Source organism: Burkholderia singularis, assembly GCF_001718875.1.
GTDB classification, from domain to species: Bacteria; Pseudomonadota; Gammaproteobacteria; order Burkholderiales; family Burkholderiaceae; genus Burkholderia; species Burkholderia singularis.
Window position 1 is genome coordinate 2,049,884 of sequence record NZ_CP013448.1, and the last position, 11,235, is coordinate 2,061,118.

Sequence of the window (11,235 nt, forward strand, 5' to 3'; positions counted from 1 at the left end):
ATCGCTAGGCGATGAGCTACCACGACGAACAAGAATCGATTGAAAACCTGAAGGCATGGTGGACCCGGTGGGGCAATCTGACGACCTGGATCGCCATTGCCGTGCTCGCGGTCGCGGCGGCATGGAACGGCTGGAATTACTGGCAGCGGCGTCAGGCCGCGCAGGCGGCGGTGCTGTATGAGCAGGTGCAACAGGCCGTCGCGTCGAACGACAAGACGAAGATTTCACGCGTCGCCGCTGACATGGAAGACAAGTTCGGCGGCACCGCCTATGCGCAGATGACGGCGCTCGAAGCCGCGAAGGCGCTCTACGGCGCGGGCGACGCGGCGCTCGCCAAGGCGCAGCTCCAATGGACGGTCGATCACGCGAAGGACGACGAGTACAAGCAGATCGCGAAGTTGCGTCTTGCGTCGCTGCTGCTCGACGAAAAGGCGTACGACGCGGGGCTCGCGCTGCTCGCGGGCACGCCGCCCGATGCGTTCAAGGGGCCCGTCGCGGATCGCCGTGGCGACCTGCTTGCCGCGCAAGGCAAGAGCGACGATGCGCGCGCCGCATACAAGCTCGCGCTCGACGCGCTGCCGAAGGATGATTCGTCCTCGCGCCAACTCGTGCAATTCAAGCTGGATGCGCTCGGCGGCTAAGCGCGCGCTTTTGTTCTCAACCTAACTTTGCTTCGCTCATCGATGAATCTGCTGAAACGTTACGCTGCTCCTGTTGCCTGTGCGGCGGCCGTCCTGGTTCTCGCGGCCTGTTCGTCATCGAAGGACGCACGCCGCGTGCCGACGCCGCTCACCGAGTTCAAACCCGCGCTCGACGTGCAGCAGGTGTGGAAGGCGAGCGTCGGCAAGGGCGGCCGCTATTCGTTCTCGCCGGTCGCGGTGGGCGATGCGGTCTATGTCGCCGGCGCAAACGGCTCGGTCGAGAAGATCGATGCGAAGACGGGCCAGGAGGTGTGGCGCACGAAGGTGGGTTCCGACCTGTCCGCCGGCGTCGGCAGCGACGGCAATCTGACTGCGGTCGGCGCGCTGAAGGGCGGCCTCTTCGTGCTTGGTCCGGATGGCAAACTGCTGTGGAAGACGTCCGTGCAAGGCGAGATCTTCTCGCCGCCGCTCGTCGGCAACGGTTTTGTGATCGTGCGCACGATCGACGGCCAGGTGATCGCATTCTCCGCGCAGACGGGCGAGCAGAAGTGGAGCTACCGCAACCGGGCGGTGCCGCTCAACCTGCGCGTGTCGGCCGGCATGACGTTCGCGGGCGATGCCGCGGTGCTCGCGGGCTTTCCGGGCGGCGGTCTCATCGCGCTGAACCTGCAGACCGGCGAGCCGTTCTGGCAAACGCCGGTGTCGTTCCCGAAGGGCGTGACCGAGGTCGAGCGGATCAATGACGTGACGGGCGCGCCCACGCTCGTCGGCGCCGAAACCTGCGCGGTGACGTTCCAGGGGCAGCTCGGCTGCTTCGACGCGAATTCCGGCCGCCCACAGTGGGAAAAACCGTTCTCCAGCCGCAGCGGCATCGCGCAGGACGATACGGTGGTCGTGGGCGGCGACGACTGGTCCGTCGTCGCCGCGTATGACGTCGCGACGGGCAAGGAGCTTTGGCGCAACGACAAGCTCAAGAGCCGCGACGTCGGCGTGCCGTATCTGCTCGGCCGCGCCGTGGTGCTCGGCGATTACAAGGGCTTCGTGCATTTCCTGTCGCGTGACGACGGCGCATTCGTCGCCCGGATGAAGACGGACGGCAGCGCGATCAACGCGGCGCCCGTGCTCGCGGGCAACACGCTCGTCGTGCAAACGCAGGACGGCGGCGTATACGGTTTCCGTCCGCGCTGAACATCGCGCGGCACGCGGCGGGTTCGCACGCCGGCCGCGATAGAAGAGAGGATGAAGGGTTGTGCGCCGGCCCGCTGTAGCGGGTCTTGCGCAGTCTGCCGAAGGCGGTCTGCCGCGCGTCGTGCGCGGCTTGCGGCAGCGCAGGGGCAGGTTGATCAATAAAAGTATCGCGGCGCCGATGCAGCCGCGTGCGCGCCGGTTCGGCGCGAATTCGTGCTAATTTCCATCAAGCGCAGCCGCTCGCGGCCAGCGAGCCTTCCGCCGCTTGCGCTTCACGTAGACGACATCATCAGATGAAACCGGTCATTGCCCTTGTTGGGCGCCCCAATGTGGGGAAATCCACGCTGTTCAACCGGCTCACGCGTTCGCGCGATGCGCTGGTCGCCGATTTGCCCGGCCTCACGCGCGATCGCCATTATGGCGAGGGGCGGATCGGCGCGCGGCCGTATCTCGTCGTCGACACGGGCGGCTTCGAGCCGGTCGCGAAGGACGGCATCCTGCACGAGATGGCGCGGCAAACGCGGCAGGCGGTCGAGGAGGCCGACGTCGTCGTGTTCATCGTCGACGGCCGCAACGGCCTCGCGCCGCAGGATAAATCGATCGCCGACTATCTCAGAAAAACCGGGCGGCCGATCTTCCTCGTCGTCAACAAGGCCGAAGGGATGAAGTACACGGCGGTCGCCGCCGATTTCTACGAACTTGGCCTGGGCGATCCGCGCGCGATCTCGGCCGCGCACGGCGACGGCGTGACCGACATGATCAACGAGGCGCTCGACGTCGCCTATGCGGGCCAGCCGGAGGAGAGCGACGAGAACGCTGCCGCGCGCGGCACCAAGATCGCGATCGTCGGGCGGCCGAACGTCGGCAAATCGACACTCGTGAACACGCTGATCGGCGAGGAGCGCGTGATCGCGTTCGACATGCCGGGCACGACGCGCGATTCGATTTACGTCGATTTCGAGCGCAACGGCAGGCAGTACACGCTGATCGATACCGCGGGGTTGCGCCGGCGCGGCAAGGTGTTCGAGGCGATCGAGAAGTTCTCGGTGGTGAAGACGCTGCAGTCGATCGCCGATGCGAACGTCGTGATTCTGCTGCTGGATGCGCGTCAGGACATCTCCGACCAAGATGCGCACATCGCGGGCTTCGTGGTCGAGCAGGGGCGCGCGCTCGTCGTCGGCGTGAACAAGTGGGACGGACTCGATCCGCATGTGCGCGAGCGCACCAAGGCCGATCTCGCGCGCAAGCTCAAGTTTCTCGATTTCGCGAAATTCCATTTCATTTCGGCCGCGGAGAAAACGGGTATCGGCCCGCTCATGCGCTCGGTCGACGATGCCTATGCGGCCGCGATGAAGAAACTGCCGACGCCCAAGCTCACGCGCGCGTTGATCGAGGCGGTCGAGTTCCAGCAGCCGCGACGCCGCGGCCCCGTGCGGCCGAAACTGCGCTATGCGCACCAGGGCGGACAGAATCCGCCCATCATCGTGATTCACGGCAACGCGCTCGACGCCGTTACCGACACGTATAAACGTTATCTCGAGAATCGTTTTCGAGAAACTTTCTCGTTGACGGGCACTCCATTGCGCATAGAGTTCCGTTCGTCGACGAATCCATATGCCGACAAGGAATAATCGGTCAATATCATGCGCGCCTGGCCTGATGGCAGAGGCGGGGCGCAGACAAAATCGGCTATAGTGTAGCGATTGGCGGCGGATCTCTTTTTCTTCGCCCCAATCTAGATCAACCTGCAAAAAAGATGGAGCACGCCATGAGCAACAAAGGGCAATTGTTACAAGACCCGTTTTTGAACGCACTGCGTAAGGAGCATGTGCCGGTTTCGATCTATCTCGTTAACGGCATCAAGCTTCAAGGGAACATCGAATCGTTCGACCAGTACGTCGTGTTGCTCCGGAACACGGTTACCCAGATGGTATACAAGCACGCCATTTCGACGGTCGTGCCTGCCCGCCCGGTGAATTTCCACCCGGACGCGGAAGCAGCGTCCTAACCTATGCCGCGGCTGGCTCGCATGGCCGTCGGCAATTGATGTCAGCCGCCTTATCTTGATATCCGACAATTTGATCAACGCAGCGTTAGTCGGCATCGATTTCGGCAAAACCGATTTCGAAGCCAGTCTCGAAGAACTCAGTCTGCTCGCCGCCAGCGCGGGCGCCCATCCCGCCGTCACGCTGACGGGCCGCCGCGCGAGCCCCGATGCCGCGATGTTCGTCGGCAGTGGTAAAGCCGAAGAATTGCGGCTCGCATGCGAGGCGAACGACGTCGAAATCGTCATCTTCAACCATGCGCTCGCACCCGCGCAGCAACGCAATCTGGAGCGGATGCTCAATCGGCGCGTCGTCGATCGCACCAGCCTGATTCTCGACATCTTCGCGCAGCGCGCGCGCAGCCACGAAGGCAAATTGCAGGTCGAACTCGCGCAGCTTCAATATCTCGCCACCCGGCTGATTCGTGCCTGGACCCACCTCGAACGGCAAAAGGGCGGTATCGGCCTGCGCGGTCCCGGCGAAACCCAGCTCGAAACCGACCGGCGATTGATCGGCGAGCGCATCAAAATGCTGAAATCTCGGCTCGAGAAACTGCGCCGTCAGCACCACACGCAGCGCCGCCAGCGCGAGCGCAACCGGACGATGTCGGTGTCGCTCGTCGGCTATACGAACGCGGGCAAGTCGACGCTGTTCAATGCGCTGACGAAAGCGCAGGCGTATGCGGCGGACCAGCTGTTCGCGACGCTCGATACGACGTCGCGGCGCGTCTATCTCGGCGACGACGTGGGGCAGATCGTCGTGTCCGACACGGTCGGATTCATTCGCGAGCTGCCGCACCAGCTCGTCGCCGCGTTTCGCGCGACGCTCGAGGAGACGATTCATGCGGATCTGCTGCTGCACGTCGTCGATGCGTCGAGCGTGGTGCGGCTCGAGCAGATCGAGCAGGTCAACGGCGTGTTGCATGAGATCGGCGCGGATTCGATCCGCCAGATTCTGGTGTTCAACAAGATCGATGCGGTGCCGGAGCTGGCGGCCCGCGGCGGTGCGGTCGAGCGGGACGAGTATGGTAATATTTCGCGCGTCTTTTTAAGCGCGCGAACAGGTCAAGGACTCGACGCGTTGCGCGCCGCCATCGCCGAGATCGCTACCGCGGAACATCTCGCCGGCGCCATGCCGCTTATCGGCGCGCCGGCGCAACCACACGAAGACCACCCGGTTTCCGAACACGGGCACTGACGACTGCGGTCGGTCATGCTGCTCCAATCTGGTGAACAAACACAGGTGAACGACTACAACGAGCGGAGTACCCAGCGGCCGATGCACGCATTGCCGTCGATCAATGACCCCCGCTGGGGGCGGGGCGGCAACGGCGAGCCGCCGCGCGCGAACGGGTCGAAGCGCCCGGACGGGCGCGACGAAGGCCCCCCGGATCTCGACGAGATGTGGCGGAATTTCAATCGCCGCCTATCCGGCTGGCTCGGCCGCAAGGGCTCCGGCAACAATGGCTTGCGCCCCGACAACGGGCGTGCGGCACGGGTAGGCGTCGGCATCGTCGCGGGCGCGCTGATCGCCATCTATTTCGGCAGCGGCATCTTTGTCGTGCAGGACGGGCAGACGGGCGTGGTGCTGCGCCTGGGCGAATACAAGGGCACGGTCGGCGAAGGCGCGCACTGGCGTCTGCCGTCCCCGTTCGAGTCGCACGAGATCGTCGATACCGCGCAGGTGCGCTCCGTCGAGATCGGCCGCAATAATGTCGTGCGGCTCGCGAACGTGAAGGACGCATCGATGCTCACGCGCGATGCCGATATCGTCGATGTGCGGTTCGTCGTTCAATATCGGATCGGGTCTGCCACCGATTATCTGTTCCGCACGGCCGATCCGGAGCGCAGCGTCGCGCAGGCCGCGCAGTCGGCGGTGCGCGAGATGGTCGGCAGCCGGTCCGCGGACGACGTGCTCGCCGGCGATCGCGATGCACTGCGCGATGCGCTTTCGAAGGCGATCCAGCGCGATCTCGACCACTACAAGACGGGGCTCGTCGTGACGGGCGTGACCGTGCAGAGCGTGGCGCCGCCCGAGCAGGCGCAGGCGGCCGTTGACGACATTGCGAAAGCGCGGCAGGACAGCGAGGCCGCGAAGAGCGCTGCTCAAACGTATGCGAGCGAATTGCTGCCGCGCGCGCAGGGGGACGCCGCGAAAATGATCGACGATGCGAAGGCTTACGCACAGCGCGTTGTCACGCAGGCGCAAGGCGATGCCGATCGCTTCAAGGAGGTCTATGCGCAGTATTCGAAGGCGCCCGCGGTGATTCGCGAGCGGATGTATCTCGAGACGATGCAGGAGATCTACTCGAACACGACGAAGGTGTACGTCGGCAACAAGGCGGGCAACAGCATGCTGTACCTGCCGCTGGACAAGATCGTCGAAGCGGGCCGCGCGCGCGCGGCCGATGCGGCGGCCAGCGGCACAAGCGGCGCCGCACCCGCGAGCGATGCGCAAGCGCGGGCGGCAGCGCCCGCTGCATCGTCACAGGCGCCGGCCGCATCGTCGCAGGCGCCCGCGGCGGCGGCAAGCGCCGCAGGCGTGCCGCCGCCGGCTGCCGCCAGCCCGGCATCCGCCAGCGATTCGCTGCGTTCCCGCGAGGCTTTCCGCAGCCGTTCGCGCACCGACGATCTGCAGTAACGAGGGCTGCAACATGAATCGAATCATCGCGCTCGTCGTAGCGATCGCCATCGCCGTGTTGGCGGCGTCGTCGACGGTGTTCGTCGTCGACCCGCGCCATGCGGCCATATTGTCGTCGCGCGACGGCGCCGCGCCGACGCTTGCCGGCCCCGGCCTGCATTTCAAACTGCCGCAGCCGCTGCAGGCGGCGACGCTCGTCGACATTCGCATCCAGTCGTTCGACCTGGCCGATCCGCAAAGCTTGACCACGCAGGACGGCCGCGATCTGCTCGTGAGTCCCGTCGTCAGATACCGGATTGCCGATGCGCTCAAGTATTACCAGCAGACGGGCGGCGCGGCGCGCGGCGAGGTCGACCGTCTTTCGGCGGCTATCAAGCGCGCGCTTGACGATGCGTTTGCCAAGCGCGCGCGCGATGCGGCACTCGGCGAGCAACGCGCGATCGCGCAAGAGGTGAAGCAGGCGCTCGGCGCGGCCGCGGCGCCGCTTGGCATCGATATCGTCGACGTGCAACTCACCCGTGTCGATCTGCCGGCCGCGCAAGCGGACGATGCGTATCGCCGGATAACGGCCGACCTGCAGCAGCAGGCGCAGCGCGAACGCGCGCAAGGCGCCGCGCAGGCCGAGCAGATCCGCGCGGATGCGAGCCGCCAGCAGCAGGCCGTCCTGGCCGATGCGTACAAGACTGCGCAATCGATCAAGGGCGACGGCGACGCGCAGGCGGCGTCGATCGCGGCCGACGCGTTCGGCCGCGACCCGCAGTTCTATCAGTTCTACGCGAGCCTGCAGGCGTACCGGAACAGCTTCAAGCCGAACGACATCATCGTCGTCGATCCCGACAGCGAGTTCTTCCGCTTCATGCGCAGCCCGACGGGCGGCGCGCCGGCGGCAGGCGCGGCTCCCCACAAACGTTGACGCGCCGGCGCGCTTGGCCGCTCACATGAATCTCGCTGGCTCGTTACTGCTTGCTGTCGCGCTGATGCTCATCGTCGAGGGCGCGTTTCCGTTCGTGTTCCCGAGCGCGTGGCGCGACACGTTCCGTAGAATGGCGGAGCGGCCACCGCACCATATCCGGATCGGCGGATTCGTCGTGATGGCGCTCGGGCTCGCGCTGCTGCTGCTCGTGACCTGACCTGTCGCCGCGCGTGGGCGCCAGCCGGCGCCCGCATGCCGCAGACGTTCGGCCCAAGCCGGGCGTCGCACCCGATTTCAATCCGAGGCGCGTGCGCGCGCCGTGTTTCCTGTCGTAGGATCGCCACGATGTCGACCTGGTTACTTCCCGAGAATATTGCCGACGTACTGCCGTCGGAGGCGCGCAAGATCGAGGAGCTGCGCCGCAGGCTGCTCGACCGTTTTCGCTCGTATGGCTACGAAATGGTGATGCCGCCGCTTCTCGAATATCTCGAATCGCTGCTCACGGGCGGCGGCAACGATCTGAATCTGCGCACGTTCAAGCTCGTCGATCAGTTGTCGGGCCGCACGCTCGGCCTACGCGCGGATATCACGCCGCAAGTCGCGCGCATCGATGCGCATCTGCTGAACCGCCAAGGCGTCACGCGCCTTTGTTATGCCGGCCACGTGCTGCATACGCGACCGCGCGGTCTGCATGCGACGCGCGAGCAAATCCAGATCGGCGCGGAAATTTACGGGCATGCGGGCCTGGAGGCCGATCAGGAGATCCAGCAACTGATGCTCGATGCGCTGCATCTGTCTGGTCTGACGAAAATCCGGCTCGACTTGTGCCATGCCGGCGTGCTGGCTGCGTTGTTCTCACGCGACACGGCCGCGGCCGCCCGCGGCGAGGCGCTGTACGACGCGCTTGCGGGCAAGGACGTGCCGCTGCTGCACGAATTGACCGATGACCTCGGCCCGGATACGCGCGCCGCGCTGCGTGCGTTGCCGCATCTGTACGGCGATCCGTCGGTGCTCGACGAGGCGCGGCGCGAGCTGCCCGCGCTGCCCGAAATCGACCGCGCGCTCGACGATCTGAGCGAGCTTGCCGCGCGAGTGACGAATGCCGAAGTGACGATCGATCTCGCCGATTTGCGCGGTTACGCGTACCACAGCGGCGCGATGTTTTCCGCGTATGTCGACGGCGTGCCGAATGCGGTGGCGCGCGGCGGACGTTACGATCACGTCGGCCAGGCATACGGGCGCGCGCGTCCGGCGACGGGTTTCTCGCTCGATCTGCGCGAAATCGCGCGGATTTCGCCGGTGGAGGCGCGCGGCGCCGCGATTCTCGCGCCGTGGAACCAGGATGCTGCGCTGCGGGCAACCGTTGCTGCGCTGCGCGATGCGGGCGAGGTGGTGATCGAGGCGTTGCCGGGCCACGACGGCGGGCTCGACGAATTCGCGTGCGACCGCATGCTCGTCGAGCGGGACGGCGCGTGGGTCGTCGAGCGCCGCTGACGGCGCGCGCATCGCCGCGCGATGCCGCCCGCGCGAGGCTCCGCCGGCCGGTTTCCGAGCCGCTTTCAGCGTGCCATATCGTTGAAGTGAAACGGAAAAATTCGGAGCTGGCGGCGAACCTAGGTAGAATACGTTTTTAACCAGCCAACGAATCAACATGTCTGTCAGCGCAGTGAACGTGACTCCCGGGCGCAACGTCGTCGTCGTGGGGACTCAATGGGGTGATGAAGGCAAGGGCAAGGTAGTCGACTGGCTGACGGACCACGCTCACGGCGTCGTGCGTTTCCAGGGCGGCCACAACGCCGGCCACACCCTCATCATCGGCGGCAAGAAGACGATCTTGCGCCTCATTCCGTCGGGCATCATGCGTGAACGCGTCGCGTGCTACATCGGCAACGGCGTCGTGCTGTCGCCCGAGGCGCTCTTCAAGGAAATCGGCGAGTTGGAGGAGGCGGGCGTTTCCGTGTGCGAGCGCCTGTTCATTTCCGAGGCGACGACGCTGATTCTGCCGTACCACGTCGCGATCGACCAGGCACGCGAAGCGCGCCGCGGCGCGGACAAGATCGGCACGACGGGCCGCGGCATCGGCCCGGCCTATGAGGACAAGGTTGGCCGCCGCGCGCTGCGCGTGCAGGATCTGTTCGATGCGAGAACGTTTGCCGACCGCTTGCGCGAAAATCTCGATTTCCACAACTTCGTGCTAACCCAATATTTGGGCGGCGCGGCGGTCGATTTCCAGGCGACGCTCGATACGATGCTCGGCTACGCGGATCGCTTGAAGCCGATGGTGACCGACGTGTCGCGCCGGCTGTACGAAGAAAATCACGCGGGCCGCAACCTGCTGTTCGAAGGCGCGCAAGGCACGCTGCTCGACATCGATCACGGCACCTATCCGTTCGTCACGTCGAGCAATTGCGTGGCGGGCGCGGCGGCGGCGGGCGCGGGTGTCGGCCCGCAGAAGCTCAACTACATCCTCGGCATCACGAAGGCGTATTGCACGCGCGTCGGCGCGGGACCGTTCCCGAGCGAACTGTACGACGCGGACAACCCGAGCCGCCAGGACCAGGTCGGGTTGACGCTCGCGAACGTCGGCAAGGAATTCGGCTCGGTCACGGGCCGTCCGCGCCGCACCGGCTGGCTTGATGCGGCCGCGCTGCGTCGCTCGATCCAGATCAACGGTGTGTCGGGCCTATGCATGACGAAGCTCGACGTGCTCGACGGCCTCGACGAAGTCAAGCTGTGCGTCGGTTACAAGATCGACGGCGAGGATTTCGATCTGCTGCCGCGCGGCGCTGCCGAGGTCGCGCGCTGCGAGCCTGTCTACGAGACGTTCAGCGGCTGGAAGGAAAGCACGGTCGGCATCGATTCGTGGGACGCGCTGCCGGCGAATGCACGCGCGTACCTGTCGCGTGTGCAGGAAGTGGCGGGCGTGCCGATCGACATGGTATCGACCGGCCCCGACCGCGACGAGACGATCCTGTTGCGCCATCCGTTCAAGGTGTAAGCGACGATGACGCAAAACATGACGATGACGATCAAAATGTCCGATCCGCGCAACGACGAAAAGAACCTGTGGGTCGGCTGGGACGAATATCACCGGCTGATCGAGCTGCTTGCGCTCGCGGTGCACGAATCGGGGTGGAAATTCGACAAGATTCTGTGCCTCGCGCGCGGCGGCTTGCGCGTCGGCGATCAGTTGTCGCGAATCTACGATCTGCCGCTCGCGATTCTCGCGACGAGTTCGTATCGCGAGGCGGCGGGCCGCGAGCAGGGCGAACTCGACATCGCGCAGTACATCACGATGACGCGTGGCGATTTATCCGGCAACGTGCTGCTCGTCGACGATCTGGTCGATTCGGGCGTGACGCTCGCGCGCGTCCAGCAGCATTTGAAGGAGCGTTATCCGGCCGTGACGGCAGTGCGTTCCGCGGTGCTTTGGTACAAGGGTTGCTCGAAAGTGAAGCCTGATTATCACGTCCAATACTTGCCGACGAACCCGTGGATTCATCAGCCGTTCGAGGAGTGGGACACGGTGCGTCCGCACAATCTCGGCGCGTGGATCAAACGCGGTAACGCGCAGCGCGACGACGACGCGGCACTCGCGTAATCCGCTCGCTGCATGAGCTTTGCGCGGGCCTTCCGTTGCAGGCAACGCATGCGGTTTCCGCGCGGCGGCATCGAAACGGCGCTCTATGAAGCGCCGTTTTTTATGTTCTCCTTACAGCGCATCGCGCAACGTGGCTCAGATTGCCATGCCGCCGCGCGGCGCGGTTCCCGGCGCGTTGCCGCGTCCGAAAGCGTCACGACCCCATGC

11 protein-coding genes are annotated in these 11,235 nt (G+C 65.3%); all 11 read left to right on the forward strand.

The window, feature by feature from the left end; translation table 11 throughout:
- Window positions 1-11: 11 nt before the first annotated feature.
- The 11 genes from AQ611_RS09370 to AQ611_RS09420 all read left to right on the forward strand — a co-directional run bounded on the left by AQ611_RS09370 (window position 12) and on the right by AQ611_RS09420 (window position 11,028).
- Window positions 12-641, forward strand: a complete 630-nt coding sequence (locus AQ611_RS09370; protein WP_069234318.1) for a tetratricopeptide repeat protein — start codon at window positions 12-14, stop codon at window positions 639-641.
- A gap of 42 nt (window positions 642-683) precedes the next feature.
- The gene (bamB, locus tag AQ611_RS09375; protein WP_069234319.1) at window positions 684-1,829 is read left to right on the forward strand and encodes an outer membrane protein assembly factor BamB; all 1,146 of its coding nucleotides are present in this window, start codon (window positions 684-686) and stop codon (window positions 1,827-1,829) included.
- A gap of 293 nt (window positions 1,830-2,122) precedes the next feature.
- Complete coding sequence (gene der, locus AQ611_RS09380; protein ID WP_059518101.1) at window positions 2,123-3,460, forward strand: ribosome biogenesis GTPase Der; 1,338 nt, start codon at window positions 2,123-2,125, stop codon at window positions 3,458-3,460.
- A gap of 137 nt (window positions 3,461-3,597) precedes the next feature.
- Entirely contained in the window at window positions 3,598-3,837 is a 240-nt protein-coding gene (gene hfq, locus AQ611_RS09385) for an RNA chaperone Hfq (RefSeq protein ID WP_004192796.1), read from the forward strand.
- Between the two features lie 70 nt (window positions 3,838-3,907).
- Window positions 3,908-5,071 carry a GTPase HflX gene (hflX, locus tag AQ611_RS09390; RefSeq protein ID WP_059518271.1) on the forward strand — a complete coding sequence of 388 codons (1,164 nt, stop codon included), beginning with the start codon at window positions 3,908-3,910 and terminating at the stop codon, window positions 5,069-5,071.
- 81 nt (window positions 5,072-5,152) lie between these two features.
- Complete coding sequence (gene hflK / locus AQ611_RS09395; RefSeq protein WP_069235219.1) at window positions 5,153-6,514, forward strand: FtsH protease activity modulator HflK; 1,362 nt, start codon at window positions 5,153-5,155, stop codon at window positions 6,512-6,514.
- A gap of 13 nt (window positions 6,515-6,527) precedes the next feature.
- Window positions 6,528-7,427: a protease modulator HflC gene (hflC, locus tag AQ611_RS09400; RefSeq protein ID WP_069234320.1), complete on the forward strand. Its 900-nt coding sequence runs from the start codon at window positions 6,528-6,530 to the stop codon at window positions 7,425-7,427.
- A 25-nt stretch (window positions 7,428-7,452) separates the two neighbouring features.
- On the forward strand, window positions 7,453-7,644 hold the full coding sequence (locus AQ611_RS09405; RefSeq protein ID WP_059518097.1) for a DUF2065 domain-containing protein: 192 nt from the start codon (window positions 7,453-7,455) through the stop codon (window positions 7,642-7,644).
- A gap of 128 nt (window positions 7,645-7,772) precedes the next feature.
- Window positions 7,773-8,921 carry an ATP phosphoribosyltransferase regulatory subunit gene (locus AQ611_RS09410; RefSeq protein ID WP_059518095.1) on the forward strand — a complete coding sequence of 383 codons (1,149 nt, stop codon included), beginning with the start codon at window positions 7,773-7,775 and terminating at the stop codon, window positions 8,919-8,921.
- A gap of 157 nt (window positions 8,922-9,078) precedes the next feature.
- On the forward strand, window positions 9,079-10,425 hold the full coding sequence (locus AQ611_RS09415) for an adenylosuccinate synthase (protein WP_059518093.1): 1,347 nt from the start codon (window positions 9,079-9,081) through the stop codon (window positions 10,423-10,425).
- 6 nt (window positions 10,426-10,431) lie between these two features.
- Window positions 10,432-11,028: a phosphoribosyltransferase gene (locus AQ611_RS09420; protein WP_059518091.1), complete on the forward strand. Its 597-nt coding sequence runs from the start codon at window positions 10,432-10,434 to the stop codon at window positions 11,026-11,028.
- Window positions 11,029-11,235 lie beyond the last annotated feature (207 nt).

Excerpts from the sequence above, each read along its gene's own strand:
- AQ611_RS09370 (WP_069234318.1), top strand. The coding sequence starts at position 12 with ATGAGCTACCACGACGAACAAGAATCGATTGAAAACCTGAAGGCATGG.
- bamB (WP_069234319.1), top strand. The coding sequence starts at position 684 with ATGAATCTGCTGAAACGTTACGCTGCTCCTGTTGCCTGTGCGGCGGCC.
- der (WP_059518101.1), top strand. The coding sequence starts at position 2,123 with ATGAAACCGGTCATTGCCCTTGTTGGGCGCCCCAATGTGGGGAAATCC.
- hfq (WP_004192796.1), top strand. The coding sequence starts at position 3,598 with ATGAGCAACAAAGGGCAATTGTTACAAGACCCGTTTTTGAACGCACTG.
- hflK (WP_069235219.1), top strand. The coding sequence starts at position 5,153 with ATGCACGCATTGCCGTCGATCAATGACCCCCGCTGGGGGCGGGGCGGC.
- hflC (WP_069234320.1), top strand. The coding sequence starts at position 6,528 with ATGAATCGAATCATCGCGCTCGTCGTAGCGATCGCCATCGCCGTGTTG.
- AQ611_RS09405 (WP_059518097.1), top strand. The coding sequence starts at position 7,453 with ATGAATCTCGCTGGCTCGTTACTGCTTGCTGTCGCGCTGATGCTCATC.
- AQ611_RS09410 (WP_059518095.1), top strand. The coding sequence starts at position 7,773 with ATGTCGACCTGGTTACTTCCCGAGAATATTGCCGACGTACTGCCGTCG.
- AQ611_RS09415 (WP_059518093.1), top strand. The coding sequence starts at position 9,079 with ATGTCTGTCAGCGCAGTGAACGTGACTCCCGGGCGCAACGTCGTCGTC.
- AQ611_RS09420 (WP_059518091.1), top strand. The coding sequence starts at position 10,432 with ATGACGCAAAACATGACGATGACGATCAAAATGTCCGATCCGCGCAAC.